Genomic DNA, 16,153 nt, shown 5'->3' with positions numbered 1-16,153 from the left:
GAATGTAGGAGGGGCTTCTTACGCGGAGGTTGAGGGCTGATAACGCGCAGGTCTCGAATTCACCCGCGGCGCGCCGCCTGCTCCACCGGGTCCGGCACGGGCGCGGCCTCCAGCAGCCGCCGGGTGTACTCCTGCTCCGGCCGGCCGAGCACCCGGGTCCGTTCGCCCGTCTCCACCAGCTGGCCGCGGTGCAGGACGGCGACGCGGTCGGCGAGTTCGTCCACCACCGCGAGGTCGTGGCTGATGAACAGGCACGCGAAGCCGAGGGTCTGCTGCACCTGGCGGAACAGCTCGAGCACGGTGGCCTGCACGGAGACGTCGAGGGCCGACGTCGGCTCGTCGGCGATGAGCAGGTCGGGGCCCAGCGAGATCGCGCGGGCGATGGACACGCGCTGGAGCTGGCCGCCCGAGAGCTCGTGCGGGTACCGGGAGACCCAGGTGGCAGGCAGCTCCACGCTTTCCAGCAACTCGGCCGTACGCCGTTCGAGCTCCGGTCCGCGCAGGCCGGCGTGCACCCGCAGCGGCTCGGCGACCGACTCGCCGATCGAGTACCGCGGGTTGAGGGAGGCGGCCGGGTTCTGGAACACGACCCCGATCCGGGCCCGGGCCGCGCGGACGGTCCGCGGCGCGTCGTGGCCGGGCCGGGTGCCCACCACCTCGACGGAACCCGAGGTGACCGGAGCCAGGCCGAGCGCGCAGCGACCCATCGAGGACTTGCCGGACCCGGACTCCCCGACCAGTGCGACGATCTCGCCGGGCCGCACGCTCAGCGTGACGCCGTCCACGGCGCGCACCGCGCGGCCCTGCCGGTCGCGGTACTCGACCACCAGGTCGTCGAACGCGAGGGCGGGCCGGCCGGCGTCGTCGGCGCCGCTCGGCCGCTCCGGGGTGCCCACGCGGGGCACGGCGGCCAGCAGCTCGCGCGTGTAGGCGGCCTGGGGCGCCGCGAACAGGTCCCGCACCGGGGCGGTCTCGACCACCTCGCCGCCGCGCATCACGACCACGCGGTCCGCCAGGTCGGCCACCACGCCCATGTCGTGCGTGATCAGCACTATCGACGTCGACACGCGCTCGCGCAGCCGGCGCAGCACGTCCAGCACCTCGCGCTGCACGGTGACGTCGAGCGCCGTCGTCGGCTCGTCCGCGAGCAGCACCTCTGGATCGCAGGCGAGCGCCATCGCGATCATCACCCGCTGCGCCTGGCCGCCCGAGAGCTGGTGCGGGTAGAACCGGAGCCGCTGCGCCGGGTCGGGCAGCTCGACCAGGCGCAGCAGCTCGACCGCCCGGTCCCGCCGCTGCGCGCGCGACAGGTCCGGCGCGTGCCGCCGCAGCATCTCGTCGAGCTGGAAGCCGATGGTGAACACCGGGTCCAGCGCGCCCGACGAGTCCTGGAAGACCATCGCGACCCGCCGCCCCCGCACGTCCTGCAGCGCCCGGCGGTCGAGCCCGATCAGCTCGGTCCGCTCCCGTCCCGGGCCGCCGAGGCGCGCGCTGCCGCCCACCACGGCGTGCCGGCCCAGCAGGCCCAGCAGGGCGAGGGAGGTCACGCTCTTGCCGGAGCCCGACTCGCCCACGACGGCGAGCACCTCGCCCGGCAGCACGTCGAACGACACGCCGCGCACGGCGTGGACGGCGGGCGCGTGGCCGCCGTCGACGCGGAACGAGACGGTGAGGTCGCGGACCTCCAGCACGGGCGTGCGGTGCGCGCGGTCGGGGGCGAGGTCGGTCATGGTTCTCCTGTTCCGTCCGCGGGCTGGGCGTCGCGGTACGCCTCCCAGTCGGCGAGCATCTTGCGGTGGTACCCGGCCAGCCACTCCATGTAGTTGCGCGCGTTGACCAGGCGCTTGTGCGGGCCGTCGGCGTCGCCGACGATGGCGAGCCCGTCGTCGATCACGTTCCGCAGGTGGGCCAGGTAGGCGCGTTCCCCGGCGAGGAAGCTGCCCCAGATGTCGTCCTCGACGCGGAAGTAGTGGTGCCGGTCGCCGAGCACCGAGTGCCGCTTGATGAACCCGGCCTCCGCCAGCCGCCGGGTGCCGGTGGAGACCGCCCCGGCGCTCGCCTTGAGCAGCCGCGCGATCTGCTGCGAGGACAGATAGGGCCGGTCCATGATCATGAGGAGGGCGATGATCCGGCCCTCCATGCGCGGGCTCCACGTCAGGGCGAACTGCTCGATGAAGTGCTCGGCGGCGGCGTCGAGCACGGGCTCGCCGGCGGCGCCGCCGGTCGTGCCGCCCGGGGCGGCGGGCGGGTCGGTGGGCCTGCCGGCCGGCGGGTCGGTGGGCAGGTCAGCGGGGTCGTGGCTGGTCATGGACCCACCATAGGAGCCGCGTTCACGGCCGCCCCCTCGGGTCGAGCACGTCGCGCAGCACGTCGCCGAGCGTGATCATGGCCAGCACCGTGATCGTCAGGACCGTGGCGGGCGCGACCAGCATGTGCGGCGAGGTCTGGAAGTACGACTGCGCGCTGGAGAGCTGCAGGCCCCAGGAGATCGACGGCGCGTTGAGCCCCAGCCCCAGGAACGTCAGCGTGGACTCGGCCACGATGACGCTGCCCACCATGATCGTCGCGACGGCGAGTACGAGGCCGAGCGCGTTCGGCAGCACGTAGCGCGCGATGATCCGCCGGTCGGGCAGGCCCATCGCCCGGGCCGCCTCCACGTAGGGGGCGTCCCGCACGGTCCGCACCGACCCGCGCACGAGCCGGGCCATCGTCGGCCAGGAGAACAGGGCGAGCACCAGGGCCACGCTGACGGCGGACCGCGAGCCCACCGACGTCAGCACCACCACCGCGCCCAGCAGGAACGGGAACCCGAGGAAGACGTCGGTCAGCCGCGCCACCACCCGGTCGAGCCAGCCCCCGTAGTAGCCCGCCAGCGTGCCGACGACGAGGGCGACCGCCAGCGCCACCGCCGTGCACAGCAGGCCGACGGTGAGGGACGCGCGCGTACCGGACACGACATTGGCCCACACGTCGCAGCCCTGCACGTCCGTGCCGAGCACGTGCCCGCCGCCGGGCGGCAGGGCGCTGGCGGCCAGGTCGCAGGCTCGCGGGTCGGGGTGGCCGAACCAGCCCGCGAAGGCCGATGGCACCAGCGCGACGAGGGCGAGCACCGCGAGCACGGCCGCGGACACCCAGAACAGCGGACGGCGGCGCAGCGTGCGCCACACCCCGCGCCGCGCGACGGCGGACGGCGCGGCCGCCGCGGACGGCCCGGCCGCCGGGGCGGTGGTGAGGGACTCGGTCAGGGGTTCACTCATGGCGGATCCTCGGGTCGAGGACGGAGGCGAGCAGGTCGACGAGCAGGTTGGTGACCAGGAACACGATGATCAGCGCGGTGGAGACGCCCACGATGGTGGGCCCCTCGTGGGCGCGGATCGCCTGGAACAGGAGCTGCCCGACGCCGGGCAGGTTGAACACACCCTCGACGACGACGGTGCCGCCCAGCAGGTACCCGAGGTCGATCGCGAGGAAGGTCAGCACCGGCATCGCGGAGCTGCGCATCACATGCACCCCGACCACCTGCCGCTCGCGCAGGCCCTTGGCCCGCAGCGTGCGCACGAAGTCGGTGCGCAGGGTGTCCACCACGGAGCCGCGCATGAGCCGGGCCACCGAGGCGAGCCCGAACACGGCGACGACCGCGGCGGGCAGCAGGTACGCCGTCGGCCAGCCTGCGCCCGTGCCCGCCACGGGGAACCAGGCGAGCTCGACGCCGAGCCAGAGCTGTGCGGAGACCGCCAGGACGAACACCGGGACGGACGTGGCGACCACGGTGCCGGCCAGGACGAGCCGGTCGGTGACCGTGCCCGCGCGCAGCCCGGCGACCAGGCCGAGCAGCACGCCGAGCAGCACCTCGATGCCCCAGGCGGTCAGGGCCAGCGTGATGGTCACGGGCCAGCGCAGCGCCATCCGGTCGGCCACCGGCTGGCCCTGGAAGGTGGTGCCGAGGTCGCCCTGCAGCAGCCCGCCCAGGTAGCGCAGGTACTGCTGCAGCACGGGCTCGTCCAGGTGGTACCGCTCGCGCAGCTCCGCCACCACGTTCGGCGCGAGCGGCCGGTCCCCGCCGAGCGCGGCGATCGGGTCACCGGGCAGCGCGAAGACCATGAGGTAGATGATCAGCGTGACGCCGAGGAAGACCACGACCAGGTCCACCAGGCGCCGGGTGATGCGCCGGGTCATCGTCGTCCGCCTCCTTGTCCGCCCCCTCGTCCGCCCGCTTGCGCGGGCCCGCGCGCGGCCAGCACGTGCGACGTCGCGAGCGTGGCGCCGTACTGCACGCCGACCAGCCGCTCGACCGGCAGCGGTTCCAGGCCCGCGAGGGACTGGGCGTCGGCGACCCAGGCGTCGTGCAGGGCCCTGGCGCGCTCGTGCACCCGGTGCAGCCGGGCGGTGGCGAGCCCGGCCGAGGCCTCGGCCGCCAGCGCCCGGACCAGCATGCCGCCGAAGCGCGTCCGGAACATGTGCACGACCTCGGCGTTGCTGAACACCTCCGCGCCGGTGGCGGGCCGCGCCGGGAGCCGGCCGGCGCGGGTGAGCTCGCTGGTGCCCGTCGCCGTCATCATCGGCACGAAGGCCTCGCTCGCCCGCAGGAACGGGCTGCGCAGCGTGAGGTCGGGCCGGGCCTCCTCCAGGAGGCGGGTCAGGGTGGCGCCGAGGTCGACGAGCGCCTCGGCCTTGGCCCGGACGACGTCGGCGTAGTCGGCGGACGTCTCGGCCGTGTCGTCGGCGGCCGGGTGCGACCAGTACGGCAGCTCCGCGATCAGCGTGACCGTGCCGTGCCGGCGGGCGTACTCCGCCGACCCCTCGCCGCCGACCATCGACGCGGCATCGAGGCCAAGGGACTCCAGGTAGTCGTACTCGTCCCGGCTGGACCCCGCGCGGTACACCGCGGGCGCCAGCCGCTCCAGCGCCGGCGACTCCGGCTCGCCCGTGTCCAGCGGCAGGCCCAGGGCGTGCGCCACGGCGTGCAGCGGGCCGACGGCGCCGGGCAGGTCCTCGCTCAGGTAGTAGTAGACGCCGCCCAGCTCTGCGTTGTGCAGGCTGACCATCAGCTCGGGCCGCAGCTCGTCGATCAGGCGCATGAGCGCCTGGGTCTCGGGGATCACGTCGTCGAAGTAGGCGTCCTTGTACGCGAACGGGAACGTCCACTCGACCTGCTCCGTGGGCGCGGGGCGGTAGAAGCCCCGCGCGTAGGCGGCCCGGTCGGTGGGGTCGCCGAACCAGGACTCGTTGAGCCGGGTGCCGTCCGGGTCGATGCACGGCACGAGGTGCCAGGTGGCGTCCGTGGCCGCGCGCAGCCCGGCGTCGGCCACCAGCTCGGCGGCCAGGTGCTGCAGGGTGCGGAAGCCGATCGGTTCGTTGGGGTGCACCCCCGCGAACAGCAGGTGCGGCCGCGGTCCGTCGCCCACCGAGAACATCTCGATGGGCTCCCCGAGCCGCGACGTCCCCACGCGCCGCCGTCGGACCAGCCCCGGATGGTCGTCGGCCAGGGCCGCGAACCAGTCCAGGAGCGCGTCGACGGTGGGGAAGTCGCGGACCGGCGGGACCGCGCGGGCGCGGTCGAGCACGTCGTCGAGCAGGCCGGGATCGACCGCGCCGTCGAGGGCGTGTGCGCTCATGCGCCCTCGGCGAGCACGACGGCGGAGAAGGTCGGGTTGCCGACGGCGGACGTGGGCAGCTCGGCCACGCGCTCCGAGGTGACGTAGGAGTACGTCTCGAAGAACAGCGGCGGTGCCGGGAAGTCCTCCAGGATGCGCTCCTGCACCGCGGCGTAGGCCTCGGCGGACGCCGCGGGGTCGGCCTCGGCGTCGGCCGCCGCGATGAGCTCTGCGACGTCGTCCTCGTAGTACGGGATGCAGTTGGGGCAGCCGCCGTTCTCCAGGAAGAACGAGCGCAGCGTGTTCTGCTGGCTGGGGTAGAGGGCGCCCCAGCGGGAGAAGAACGGCCCGTCGATGTCGCCGTTGGTGCGGTTCTCGGAGAACTCGGCCCAGTCGGCGCTCGGCGTGGCGACGGCCTCGACGCCCAGGTTCTGCCGGAGCTGGTTGGCGATGGCCTTGTACAGCTCGTCGAGCCCGATGCCGCCCGGGTAGTAGATGTCGATGGTGCCGTCGAACCCGCCGGCCTCGTCCAGCAGGGCCTTGGCGGCCTCGGGGTCGTACTCGCAGAGCTCGCCGCAGATGCCCTCAGGGGTGCCCGCCTCGACCGCCGGGGTGAACGCGGTGGCCGGCGTGTAGAGGCCGCCGTAGACCACCTCGGAGATGGTCTCGCGGTCGATCGCCATGGAGATGGCCTGCCGCACCCGCACGTCCTGGTACCGCTCGTCCCACAGCGGCAGCCCGAGGTACGAGATGCCGGGGGCCTCGAACGTGTAGAGCCGGTCGCCGAAGTCGGCGGCGGCCTGGGGCAGCCGGGCCGCAGGGACGTTCGCGACGTCGATGTTGCCCGCCTGGACGTCGGTGTAGGCGGTGGTGGCGTCGGCGTACGGCACGAACGTGATGGCGTCGACCGTCGGCTCGGGGCCCTGGTAGTCGGCGTAGGCCTCGGTCTCGATGGGCTCGTTCTCCACGTAGTCGTCGACCACGGCGAACGGGCCGTTCCCGATCGGGTGGGCGTTGTAGGCGTCCATGTCCTCCAGCGCGGAGGCGGGCATCGGGTACATCGCGGTCTGCGCCTGGCTGACCTGCATCGGGAACTGCCCGTCGGGGCCGTCCAGGGTCACGGTGAATGTCAGGTCGCCCGTCACCTCCAGGCCCGACATCTCGGTGGTGGTCGGTTCGCCCTGCGCCGGGTTCAGGTCGTCGTACCCGGCTATGCCGGCGAGCTGGCCGGAGTTCTCGAAGGCGTCCGGGCCGTAGGCGACGGCGTTCCACGAGTCCACGTAGGACTGCGCGGTGACGGGCGTGCCGTCGTGGAAGGTCCAGCCCTCGCGCAGCGTGACGGTCCAGGTGGTGGCGTCGTCGGACTCGATGGACTCTGCGGCCACGTAGGTGAGCTCGCCGTCGGCGTCGACCCAGGTCAGGGGCGACCACACGGCCATGTTGAGGTCGTAGGCGACGGTCTGCCGGCCGGGGATGGTCTGGACGGGGTCGGTGACGGCCACGCTGATGGAGCCGCCGGACGTCGCGGCGCCGTCCTCGGCGCCGGCCGAACCGCAGGCGGACAGGCTGAGGGCGAGCGTGAGGGCGGCGGCCATGAGCGCCGCTGCCCGCACGCGCGGCTCGGTCCTGGGGCCGCGTCGTCGTCGAAGCGCGGCCGTGGCGACGTGCCGGTGTCTCGGGTTCATGGTTCCTCCACGGGGTAGCGCCTCTGGCGCACTGTGGGTGGTGCTCGGTGGGTGGTGCTCGGGTGCCGAACAGTTGAGCGGAGACCGCCGAACGCGGTCAATGGGAAAGGCAATGAAGTTTCAGAAGGAAATGAAAGTTTTACGTGACGGTCACACGCGGCCCGCCCGGAACGGGCCCGCGGAGTGGTTCGATGACACCGTGATCGACACCCGCGACTACGAGATCCAGGACGAAGCCCGCGTGCGCGACCTGGTCCGCGAGCACGGCTGGGCCACCCTCGTCTCGGTGGCCGACGACGGCGCGCCCGTCGCCTCCCACCTGCCGGTGCTGCTGGAGGACACCCCGCAGGGCGAACCGATGAGCCTGCTCAGCCACGTCGGCCGGCCCGACGAGGTGCTGCACGGGCTCGACAGCGGCCGCGAGTCGCTGCTGATCGTGCAGGGCCCGCACGGCTACGTCTCGCCCGGCTGGTACGACCTGACGCCCGCCGTGCCCACCTGGAACTACGTGGCGGTCCACCTGTGGTGCACCGTCGAGCTGCTCGGCCCCGAGGAGTCGTACACGGTCCTGTCCGACACCGTGGACCGGTACGAGTCGGTGATGCCCGACCCGGTGCGGCTGCCCCGCGTCGAGGAGTACGCCCGGCGCATCGCCAAGGGCGCGGCCGGGTTCCGCCTGCGCGTGGTGCGCTGGCAGGGCAAGGCCAAGCTGAGCCAGGACAAGCCCAGGGCTGTCGCCGAGCGGGTGGTGACGGCGCTCGGGTCGGACCCGCACTACGCGCAGCCGGCGCTCGCGGCGGAGATGCGGGCGGAGCTCGATCGGTTGGCGGCGGGTTCGGGTGGGGGCGTTGCCGGCGGTTCGGGCGGTGGTGCGGTTGCCGGTTCGGCTGGTGGGGCGGCCGCGCGCGGCGTGGTTGCCGGTCCGGCGGACGGTGCGGTCGCCGGTTCGGCCGACGGTGCGGTCGCTGGTCCGGCGGGCGGCGCGGTTGCCGGTTCGGCCGACGGTGCGGTCGCTGGTCCGGCGGACGGCGCCGCATGACCCCCGCCGCCGAGCCCCTCCTCCTCACCGGCGCCAGGCTGGTCGCTCCATCAGGAGGTGGTGGAGCGACCAACCCCGCGTTCGACGGCGGTAGCCCCGAGCTGGTCGACCTGTTGGTGCGGGACGGGCGCGTGGCGGCGGTCGCGCCGTCGGGCAGCCTGGGCCGGGCCGGCGAGGCCGAGGCCGGGGCCGGGGCCGAGCGTGTCGACCTAGACGGTCGCGTCGTCCTGCCGGGCCTCTGGGACAAGCACGTGCACCTCACGCAGTGGGCGCTGGTGCGGCGTCGGCTCGACCTGTCGGGCGCGCGCTCGGCCGCCGAGGCCGTAGCGCTCGTGCGCGACCGGCTCGACACCAACCCGCCCGAGCCGGGCACGGCGCTCGTCGGCTACGGGTTCCGGGACGGCCTGTGGCCGGACATCCCGACCGCCGCGCTGCTCGACGCCGTCGCGGGCTCCGTCCCGGTGGTCCTCGTGTCCGGCGACCTGCACTGCGCCTGGCTCAGCACGGCGGGCCTGCGGTTCGTCGGCGTCGACTCGCATCCGACCGGGGTGCTGCGGGAGAGCGAGTGGCTGCCGCTGGCCGCCGTCGTCGACCGGGCGCCGGACCACCTGACGGACGCCTGGGCCGCTGATGCGGCGGCCGCCGCCGCTGCCCGGGGCGTCGTCGGCGTGGTGGACCTGGAGATCACCGACAACCTCCCCGTCTGGCGCCGCAGGTTCGACGCCGGATTCGGCGCGCTGCGGATCCGGGCGGGCGTCTGGACGCCCTGGCTGGACGACGTCCTGGCCCAGGGCCTGCGCACCGGCGACGTGCTGCCCGGCACGGGCGGCCTGCTGGAGCAGGGGCCGTTCAAGGTGGTCACCGACGGCTCGCTCAACACCCGCACCGCCTACTGCCACGACCCGTACCCCGGCCTGACCGGGCCAGAGGCCCACGGCATCCTGTCCGTGCCGCCCGACGAGCTGGTCCCGCTCATGCGGCGCGCGGCCGACGGCGGGCTGCGGTGCGCGATCCACGCGATCGGCGACCGCGCCAACACCCTCGCGCTGGACGCGTTCGCCGCGACGGGCGCGCGGGGGTCGGTCGAGCACGCGCAGCTCCTCGATCCGGCCGACCTGGCGCGGTTCGCCGAGCTCGGCGTGGTCGCGTCCGTCCAGCCCGAGCACGCCATGGACGACCGCGACGTCGCCGACCGGCACTGGTCCGGCCGCACCGGTCGCGCCTTCCCGTACGGTGCCCTGGCCGACGCCGGCGCGGTGCTCGCGCTCGGCTCGGACGCGCCGGTCGCGCCGCTGGACCCGTGGATAGCGATCGCGGCGGCGGTCAGCCGGTCCCGCGACGGACGCGCGCCGTGGCACCCGGAGCAGCGGATCGGGCTCCGCACGGCGCTGGCGGCCTCGACGGACGGGCGTGGGCTGGTCCCGGCGGTGGGTGGCCCGGCGGATCTCGTGGTGCTGGATGCCGACCCGCTCGCCGTCGGACCGGAGGACGGCGGTGCCGGTGAGGGCGGTGGGGGCGCCGGTACGGACGCCCTACGAAACCTGCCGGTCGCGGGCACGCTGCTGGCGGGCCGCTGGACGCACCGGCAGTTCTGAGAGCGGCGCGTTCGGAGCGGACCGCACTGTTGACTGACCTCTCTTTACGTATACGATATTTACATGAGTGACAGGAAGATCCGCGGACGGGCGGTGAGCGAGGAACAGATCCGGGCGTGGGCCGACGAAGCCGAGGCTGGCTATGACGTGACCAAGCTACGCGGTCGCGGTCGCCCGCCCGCTGGTGATGGTCCGGGCGAGGTGGTGCCAGCTCGGCTTGATGCCAAGACGCTCGCCGCGCTGGACAGGCAGGCCAGGGCCGAGGGGCTGGCAAACCGATCCGAGGCGATCCGGGCGGCAGTACGTGCCTGGGCGCACGTCGCGTGAAGCTCCAGTATCTCGACCTGCTGCCCTGACCCGGGCTAGGCCGGGAAAGCCCCTCGGCGGACCGTGTTGCTGACAGTTGACAAGGTCCACTCTCAGCAACGGAACTCCGGGATGCACTCGCTACCCGGCAGTCCCTTGAGGATCACACCGCGTTGCTGGCGAGTGCCACCGTGCGGAAGCCCGCGTTGCCCATCGAGGAGTCCGGGGTGTTCGAGGAGCGGGCCGAGTTGCGGTACCGGTTGCAGTACGAGATGTGGCACAGGTAGCTGCCGCCGCGCAGGATGCGCAGGTCGCCCCGTTCGGGACCCGCCGGGCTGGCCGCGGGGGAGTGCCGGTAGTAGTTCGGGTCGAACCAGTCCTGGCACCATTCCCAGACGTTGCCGACGGGCTGCCACAGGCCGTACCCGTTCGGCTCGAACGTGCGCACCGGTGCGGTGGTGAGCCAGCCGTCGTCGAGGGTGTTGACCTGCGGGAAGGTGCCCTGCCAGATGTTGGCGCGCCAGCCGCCGTCGTCCACCTCGGCGTCGCCCCAGGGGTACTTGGTGTCGTCGAGGCCGCCGCGGGCGGCGTACTCCCACTCGGCTTCCGTGGGCAGGCGGCGGCCGGCCCATGCGCAGTAGGCGACGGCGTCGTTCCAGCTCACGTGGGTCACGGGGTGGTCGTCGAGGCCGTCGAGGTCGGAGAGCGGGCCGCCGGGGTGGGCCCAGTCGGCGCCGCGGACGCCGAGCCACCACGGGGTGGTGTCGGCCTGGCCCATGATGTCGCCGGGGTCGGCCGCGAGGGCGAGGTGGAAGACGGCGGAGAAGCCGAAGGTCTCGGCCTCGGTGCGGTAGCCGGTGTCCTCGACGAACCGTGCGAAGTCGGCGTTGGTGACGGTCGTGGCGTCGATCTGGAAGGCGTCGAGGGTCACCTGGTGCAGCGGTGTCTCGCCGTCGGCGGGGTTCCGGTCGCCCGAGGAGTCGCCCATCGTGAACGTGCCGGCGGGGACGAGCGCCTGCTCGATCCGGTGCCTGCCGGTCGTCGGCCCCGCTGCCACGGGGTCGGCCGGCCGGGTGCCGAGCTGGACGAAGGCCTCCCGCCCCGGCATGCCGCACCCGCAGCCACAGCCCTCGTGCCCTGTCCCGGTCTGCTCGCTCGTCGTCACGGTCCCACGGTAACCGCCCGGGGCTCAGCCCTGCGCCATGCGGCGCTCCTCCACCGCTGCCGCGACCGCCGGGTCCGAGCTCGGCGTCGTGACGCCGTACCGCAGCAGGTAGCCGATCCGCGACTCCCGCACGTGCGCCGCCATCAGCACCGCGGCCCGCTCGCCGTCGCCGGCGTCGATGGCGCCGACGATCGGGCGGTGCTCCGGCCAGAGGCGCTTGCCGCGCGACTGACTGTCGGCGGCGTAGAGCCACTCGATCTTCCACGAGAGCTGGCGCAGCAGCCGGGTCATGGTCGCGCTGCCGCTCAGCTCCGCGATCCCGATGTGGATCCGGTCGTTGATCGCGACCAGCGGGTCGAGGTCGTCGGCGGCCACGTGTGCGTCCCCGGCGTCGAGCAGGGCGGCGATCTGGCGGCGGATGCGCCACCAGTCCTCTGGGCTCTCGTCGCCCGAGTAGAGGGCCGCCGCGCGCCGGGCCGCGCTGCGGGCCGTGGCGACCTCAAGGGCCTCGCGCACCGCGAACAGGTCGTCGGCGTCGTGCACGGGGATCGCCGCGACCCGCGAGCCCACGTGCGGCCGCGAGTCGATGAACCCCTCGCTCTCCAGCCCGCGCAGCGCCTCCCGGACCGGCACCCGAGAGACGTCGTAGCGCTGGGCCAGCGACGCCTCGGTGACCCGGGCGCCGGGCGTCAGCACGCCGGCGATGATGTCCCGCCGGATCGCGTCCTGGACCGACGCCGGCCGGTCCGCACCTGGGCGCCCCGGCTCGCGAACGCCATCCGGCTTGCGAGCGGCACCAGCCTCGCGAACGGCGACCGCCTCACGTGCGACCTCAGCGTCCCGCCGCATATCCCTGCGCCCCTCTGGGGTTCGCGGCAGCGCCCAGGACGCCAGTCGCCGGGTCCCGTGTCACGGCCGACAGCCGGCCGAGCGCCCAGTCGCCGGCCCGGGTCACGACGTGCCCGCGGCGCTCCAGCCCCGCGATGACGTCGTTTCCGAGCCGGTCCTCCACGACCGCCCCACCCGGCGTCCAGGTGCGCGGCCAGAACGAGCCGGGGAACGACGTCGTGTGCAGGGCCGGCGCGTCGATCGCCTGCTGGGGCGTGTACCCGCCCACCAGCACGCGCAGCAGGAACAGGAGCTGCCACTGGTCCTGCTGGTCGCCGCCCGGCGAGCCGAGCGCGAGCACAGGCTCGAGCCCGCCCCGCGAGGCGCCTGGGCCGCCCGGTGAGGCGTCCGTGCCACCCGGTGAGGCATCCGTGCCACCCGGTGAGGCATCCGCGCCACCCAGTGAGGCGTCTGCGCCGTCCGGCGAGCCGTCCCCGTCCGGCGAGCCGTCCCCGCCCGGCGAGGCCTCCCCGCCGTCCGGCAAGCCGTCCCCACCACCGCAAGGAGCCTCGCGCGGCCGCAGCACCAGCGTGGGCGTCAGCGTGGTGCGCGGCCGCCGCCCCGGCGTCAGGGCCGACGGCGACGCCTCGTCCAGCCACGTCATCTGCAGCCGCGTGCCCAGGCAGAAGCCGAGGCCCGGCACCGTGGGCGACGACTGCAGCCAGCCGCCCGACGGCGTCGCCGAGACCATGTTGCCCCAGCGGTCCACGACGTCGATGTGGCAGGTGTCGCCGCGGGTGGCGCCCGTGTGCTCGGGGGAGTCGGGCTCGGCGCCGCGGGCCGGACCAGTTTGAGCAGAGCCCGCCTGAGCAGGGCCAGTTTGAGCGGAGCCAGTTTGAGCCGGGCCAGTCTGAGCCGCGCCAGTCTGAGCCGGGCCCGGCCGAGCCGAGCCCGCCACGGGGCCGTCCCCGGCGGGATACCCTTGGCCCACCCCGACCGAGACCGTCGGCTCGCCCACCCCCGCCGCCGCGCCGCCCGTCGGCGCGCCGGGCAGCGACCCGGCCGGGGCGTCCGTCGCGTACTCGGTGCGCAGCGGCGGTACGGGCGGCATCGGGCGCCCGGGCACCTCGCCCGGCCGCAGCTCGTGGCTCGCCGTGTCGGTGATGAGCGCCCGGCGCCGGGCCGCGTACTCCTCGCTGAGCAGGTACGCGAGCGGCACGTCGTCCGACGCCGGATCGCCGTGCCAGGCGTCGCCGTACCAGACGTCGCGGTCGGCCAGCGCCAGCTTCTGCGCCTCCAGGATCGTGTGCGCGCCGAGCTCCGTGGCCGGGTCCAGGGCGTCGTCGTCGTAGCCCTCCAGGATCTTCAGCGTGGCCAGCAGCGCGGGCCCCTGCCCCCACGCGCCCGTCTTGGCGATCGTGTACCCGCGGAACGTCACGGTCGTCGCGTCCTCGTAGGACGCCGCGAAGCCCGCGACGTCGGCGGCCGTCATGACGCCGGCGTGGTCGGCGCCGTCGGAGTGCCGGTGGGGCGTCCGGACGAACTCCTCCACGGCGGCGCCCACGCGCTCCCGCCACGCGGCCCGGGCGCGGTCGATGGCCTCCTCCCGGGTCGCGGCCCCGACGCCCCCGGCGACGACGGCGTCGAGCAGGTCGGCGTACTCCGGGTTGGTGACGATCGTGCCGGGGGCCGGCACCTCGCCGTCGGGCAGCCAGCGGGCGGCCGAGGTGGGCCAGTGGTCGCGGAACAGGTCGGCGACGCTGCTCAGGGTGCCGACGACGCGGTCGAGCAGCGGGTGCCCGTCGCGGGCGTACCCGATGGCGTAGGCCAGCACGTCGGCGAGGTCCCACGTGCCGTGGTCGCGCAGGAGCAGCAGCCACGCGTCGACGCTGCCGGGCACCGCGGCGGCCAGCGCCCCCGAGCCGGGGACCAGGTCGAGGCCCTCGGACCGGTAGTGCTCGATGGTCGCGCCGGCGGGCGCCGGCCCCTGGCCCATCAGCACGCGCGGGCGGCCAGGCTCGTCGGCGGTGGCGAAGACGCCGGTCATGTCCCCGCCCGGACCGTTGAGGTGCGGTTCCACGACGTGCAGCACGAAGGCGCCGGCCACCACCGCGTCGAAGGCGTTGCCGCCCCGTTCGAGCACGGCCTGGGCGCTCGCCGTGGCGATCCAGTGGGTGGAGCCCACCATCCCGAACGTGCCCCGCAGATCGGGGCGGGTGGCGAAGGCGGCGGGCGGGGTGAAGGACGTCATGACGCTCGCTTACTGTCGGCGATCGGGTCGGTGGTCGGGTCGGGCGGGCCGCGTGGCCGCGGCGTCGGAAGGCGTACCGGAAGGTCTGACAGGGGACGATTGCATACAACTAACCGGCGGACAACCAGCCTGTATGCAATATGGTCCGGTCGCGCGGAACCGCCCTGTCGCTGCCGATGCCTTCCTGGCGGGTGAAACCCTGGGTACAGTCACGCCATGGAAAAGGACAATGAGGTCACTTCGCTAGGAGCGCCCGGCGATCCACAGACGTCCGACGCAGGGCCCGACCAGACGTCCGACGCCCGCCCCGACGGAACCGAGCGGGCGCGCTGGAGGATCATCGGCCCCGGGCTCGTCGTCGCGGCCACCGGCATCGGCGCCGGAGACCTCGTGGCCACGATGGTCGCGGGCAGCAACTACGGCTACGCGCTGCTGTGGGCGGTGATCCTGGGCGTCGTCGTGAAGATCGCGCTGGTCGAGGGCGCCGGGCGCTGGACGCTCGCCACCGGCCGCACCATCTTCGACGGGTGGAAGTCGCTCGGCCTGTGGGCCGTCGTCTACTTCGGCGTCTACGTGGTGGTGTGGGGCTTCAGCTACGGCGCCGCCGCGATGTCCGGCGTCGGCCTCGCGCTGAACGGCCTGTTCCCGGGGCTGGACGTGCGGTACTGGGCGATGCTCTCCGGCGTCGCCGGCCTGCTGCTGGTCTGGTTCGGCAAGTACAAGCCGTTCGAGAACGTCATGGCCGTGCTCATCGGCGTCATGTTCGTCACCGTCGTGGGCTCGGCGGTCCTGACGACGCCCAACCTCGGCCAGATCGCGGCCGGCCTGGTGCCGATGATCCCCGACGGCGCGGTGCTGAACACGCTCGGCCTCGCGGGCGGCGTCGGCGGCACGATCACGCTCGCCGCCTACGGCTACTGGCTCGCCGAGAAGGGCTGGAGCACGCCCCGCTGGATGCGCGTCATGCGGATCGACAACGCGTGGGCGTACGTCATGTCGGGCGTCTTCGTGGTGGCCATGCTGATCGTGGGTGCCGAGCTGCTGTACTCGGCGGGCCTTGCGGTGGCCGACGGCGAGGAGGGGCTCATCGACGTCGCCGACGTGCTGGCCCAGCGCTACGGGGCGTTCATGGCGCCGCTGTTCCTGGTGGGCTTCTTCGCCGCGACGTTCTCGTCGGTGCTCGGCGTCTGGCACGGCGTGTCGCTGATGTTCGCGGACTTCGTGGCGACCCAGCGCAACCTGCCCGCCGACGACCGGCGTCGCGGCGCCGGCGGCACCTACTACCGGGCGTACATCCTGTGGCTGACGTTCCCGCCGATGGTGCTGCTGTTCCTCGACCGGCCGATCCTGCTCGTCGTGGTCTACGGCGCGCTGGGCTCGCTGTTCATGCCGTTCCTCGCGCTGACCCTGCTGTTCCTCATGAACTCGAAGGCGGTGCCGCAGCGGTGGCGCAACCGCTGGTGGGTCAACGTGATCCTGGTGCTGGTGGCCGCGATGTTCCTGTTCCTCGGCGGGAACGAGCTGGTCAAGGCGGTCGCACCGCTGTTCGGCGGCTGACCCGGCGTCGTCCGCTTCGAGACCGAGGTTCCTTGGCTTTGAAGTCGCACAAAGCCAAGGAACCTCGGTCTCGAAGCGAGGCGGCGGGCGGACGACGGCGGAGTCCGGGCGGCGGCCGCTCCGGTGCCGCGTC

The 16,153-nt window shown here is 73.8% G+C and carries 13 protein-coding genes and 3 pseudogenes; 5 read left to right on the top strand and 11 right to left on the bottom strand.

Going from position 1 to position 16,153, the window contains the following annotated elements; genetic code table 11:
- Positions 1 to 59 precede the first annotated feature (59 nt).
- From AC0QU1_RS22125 to AC0QU1_RS22100, 6 genes are read right to left on the bottom strand one after another with little or no spacing between them, the layout of a single operon-like run.
- Complete coding sequence (locus AC0QU1_RS22125; RefSeq protein ID WP_483572479.1) at positions 60 to 1,730, bottom strand: dipeptide ABC transporter ATP-binding protein; 1,671 nt, start codon at positions 1,728 to 1,730, stop codon at positions 60 to 62.
- Positions 1,727 to 2,308 (bottom strand): GbsR/MarR family transcriptional regulator, encoded by a 582-nt coding sequence (locus tag AC0QU1_RS22120; RefSeq protein ID WP_483572477.1) that lies wholly within the window; start codon positions 2,306 to 2,308, stop codon positions 1,727 to 1,729. The genes AC0QU1_RS22125 and AC0QU1_RS22120 overlap by 4 nt, the downstream gene beginning before the upstream one ends.
- Positions 2,309 to 2,330: 22 nt before the next feature.
- Positions 2,331 to 3,257, bottom strand: a complete 927-nt coding sequence (locus tag AC0QU1_RS22115) for an ABC transporter permease (protein ID WP_483572476.1) — start codon at positions 3,255 to 3,257, stop codon at positions 2,331 to 2,333.
- Positions 3,250 to 4,176, bottom strand: coding sequence for an ABC transporter permease (locus tag AC0QU1_RS22110; protein ID WP_483572475.1), 927 nt, complete (start codon positions 4,174 to 4,176; stop codon positions 3,250 to 3,252). The genes AC0QU1_RS22115 and AC0QU1_RS22110 overlap by 8 nt, the downstream gene beginning before the upstream one ends.
- Complete coding sequence (locus AC0QU1_RS22105; RefSeq protein ID WP_483572473.1) at positions 4,173 to 5,615, bottom strand: M14 family zinc carboxypeptidase; 1,443 nt, start codon at positions 5,613 to 5,615, stop codon at positions 4,173 to 4,175. The genes AC0QU1_RS22110 and AC0QU1_RS22105 overlap by 4 nt, the downstream gene beginning before the upstream one ends.
- Positions 5,612 to 7,279 (bottom strand): peptide ABC transporter substrate-binding protein, encoded by a 1,668-nt coding sequence (locus tag AC0QU1_RS22100; RefSeq protein ID WP_483572472.1) that lies wholly within the window; start codon positions 7,277 to 7,279, stop codon positions 5,612 to 5,614. The genes AC0QU1_RS22105 and AC0QU1_RS22100 overlap by 4 nt, the downstream gene beginning before the upstream one ends.
- 199 nt (positions 7,280 to 7,478) lie before the next feature.
- Between AC0QU1_RS22100 and AC0QU1_RS22095 the strand changes: the two genes are divergently transcribed.
- The 3 genes from AC0QU1_RS22095 (at position 7,479) to AC0QU1_RS22085 (ending at position 10,240) form a co-directional block, all read left to right on the top strand.
- Positions 7,479 to 8,318, top strand: coding sequence for an FMN-binding negative transcriptional regulator (locus tag AC0QU1_RS22095; protein WP_483572470.1), 840 nt, complete (start codon positions 7,479 to 7,481; stop codon positions 8,316 to 8,318).
- Positions 8,315 to 9,913, top strand: coding sequence for an amidohydrolase (locus AC0QU1_RS22090; RefSeq protein ID WP_483572468.1), 1,599 nt, complete (start codon positions 8,315 to 8,317; stop codon positions 9,911 to 9,913). The genes AC0QU1_RS22095 and AC0QU1_RS22090 overlap by 4 nt, the downstream gene beginning before the upstream one ends.
- Before the next feature lie 63 nt (positions 9,914 to 9,976).
- On the top strand, positions 9,977 to 10,240 hold the full coding sequence (locus AC0QU1_RS22085) for a ribbon-helix-helix domain-containing protein (RefSeq protein ID WP_483572467.1): 264 nt from the start codon (positions 9,977 to 9,979) through the stop codon (positions 10,238 to 10,240).
- 142 nt (positions 10,241 to 10,382) lie between these two features.
- On the opposite strand, the gene AC0QU1_RS22080 is transcribed toward AC0QU1_RS22085, so the two are convergent.
- The 4 genes and pseudogenes from AC0QU1_RS22080 to AC0QU1_RS22065 form a co-directional block, all read right to left on the bottom strand.
- The gene (locus tag AC0QU1_RS22080) at positions 10,383 to 11,327 is read right to left on the bottom strand and encodes a formylglycine-generating enzyme family protein (RefSeq protein ID WP_483576779.1); all 945 of its coding nucleotides are present in this window, start codon (positions 11,325 to 11,327) and stop codon (positions 10,383 to 10,385) included.
- Between the two features lie 81 nt (positions 11,328 to 11,408).
- Positions 11,409 to 12,233 (bottom strand): GntR family transcriptional regulator, encoded by an 825-nt coding sequence (locus AC0QU1_RS22075; protein WP_483572466.1) that lies wholly within the window; start codon positions 12,231 to 12,233, stop codon positions 11,409 to 11,411.
- On the bottom strand, positions 12,217 to 12,798 hold the full coding sequence (locus AC0QU1_RS22070; protein WP_483576777.1) for a gamma-glutamyltransferase: 582 nt from the start codon (positions 12,796 to 12,798) through the stop codon (positions 12,217 to 12,219). The genes AC0QU1_RS22075 and AC0QU1_RS22070 overlap by 17 nt, the downstream gene beginning before the upstream one ends.
- Positions 12,799 to 12,801: 3 nt before the next feature.
- Positions 12,802 to 13,029, bottom strand: a pseudogene (locus AC0QU1_RS22065) (gamma-glutamyltransferase); the annotation flags it as partial.
- On the opposite strand from AC0QU1_RS22065, the pseudogene AC0QU1_RS22060 reads away from it, so the two are divergent.
- Positions 12,991 to 13,107: pseudogene (locus AC0QU1_RS22060) on the top strand (hypothetical protein); the annotation flags it as partial. The pseudogenes AC0QU1_RS22065 and AC0QU1_RS22060 overlap by 39 nt on opposite strands.
- Positions 13,108 to 13,362: 255 nt before the next feature.
- On the opposite strand, the pseudogene AC0QU1_RS22055 reads toward AC0QU1_RS22060, so the two are convergent.
- Positions 13,363 to 14,400: pseudogene (locus AC0QU1_RS22055) on the bottom strand (gamma-glutamyltransferase); the annotation flags it as partial.
- 279 nt (positions 14,401 to 14,679) lie between these two features.
- On the opposite strand from AC0QU1_RS22055, the gene AC0QU1_RS22050 reads away from it, so the two are divergent.
- Complete coding sequence (locus tag AC0QU1_RS22050; RefSeq protein WP_483572464.1) at positions 14,680 to 16,020, top strand: Nramp family divalent metal transporter; 1,341 nt, start codon at positions 14,680 to 14,682, stop codon at positions 16,018 to 16,020.
- The last annotated feature ends 133 nt before the right edge of the window (positions 16,021 to 16,153 follow it).

This window comes from Promicromonospora noduliphila (assembly GCF_056951025.1).
The sequence above is the reverse complement of the archived record's forward strand: the minus strand, read 5'-3'. Positions and strand labels throughout refer to the sequence as shown.

Coding starts and splice junctions, on each gene's coding strand:
- AC0QU1_RS22125 (WP_483572479.1), bottom strand. CDS start 1,730: ATGACCGACCTCGCCCCCGACCGCGCGCACCGCACGCCCGTGCTGGAG.
- AC0QU1_RS22120 (WP_483572477.1), bottom strand. CDS start 2,308: ATGACCAGCCACGACCCCGCTGACCTGCCCACCGACCCGCCGGCCGGC.
- AC0QU1_RS22115 (WP_483572476.1), bottom strand. CDS start 3,257: ATGAGTGAACCCCTGACCGAGTCCCTCACCACCGCCCCGGCGGCCGGG.
- AC0QU1_RS22110 (WP_483572475.1), bottom strand. CDS start 4,176: ATGACCCGGCGCATCACCCGGCGCCTGGTGGACCTGGTCGTGGTCTTC.
- AC0QU1_RS22105 (WP_483572473.1), bottom strand. CDS start 5,615: ATGAGCGCACACGCCCTCGACGGCGCGGTCGATCCCGGCCTGCTCGAC.
- AC0QU1_RS22100 (WP_483572472.1), bottom strand. CDS start 7,279: ATGAACCCGAGACACCGGCACGTCGCCACGGCCGCGCTTCGACGACGA.
- AC0QU1_RS22090 (WP_483572468.1), top strand. CDS start 8,315: ATGACCCCCGCCGCCGAGCCCCTCCTCCTCACCGGCGCCAGGCTGGTC.
- AC0QU1_RS22085 (WP_483572467.1), top strand. CDS start 9,977: ATGAGTGACAGGAAGATCCGCGGACGGGCGGTGAGCGAGGAACAGATC.
- AC0QU1_RS22080 (WP_483576779.1), bottom strand. CDS start 11,327: ATGCCGGGGCGGGAGGCCTTCGTCCAGCTCGGCACCCGGCCGGCCGAC.
- AC0QU1_RS22075 (WP_483572466.1), bottom strand. CDS start 12,233: ATGCGGCGGGACGCTGAGGTCGCACGTGAGGCGGTCGCCGTTCGCGAG.
- AC0QU1_RS22050 (WP_483572464.1), top strand. CDS start 14,680: ATGGAAAAGGACAATGAGGTCACTTCGCTAGGAGCGCCCGGCGATCCA.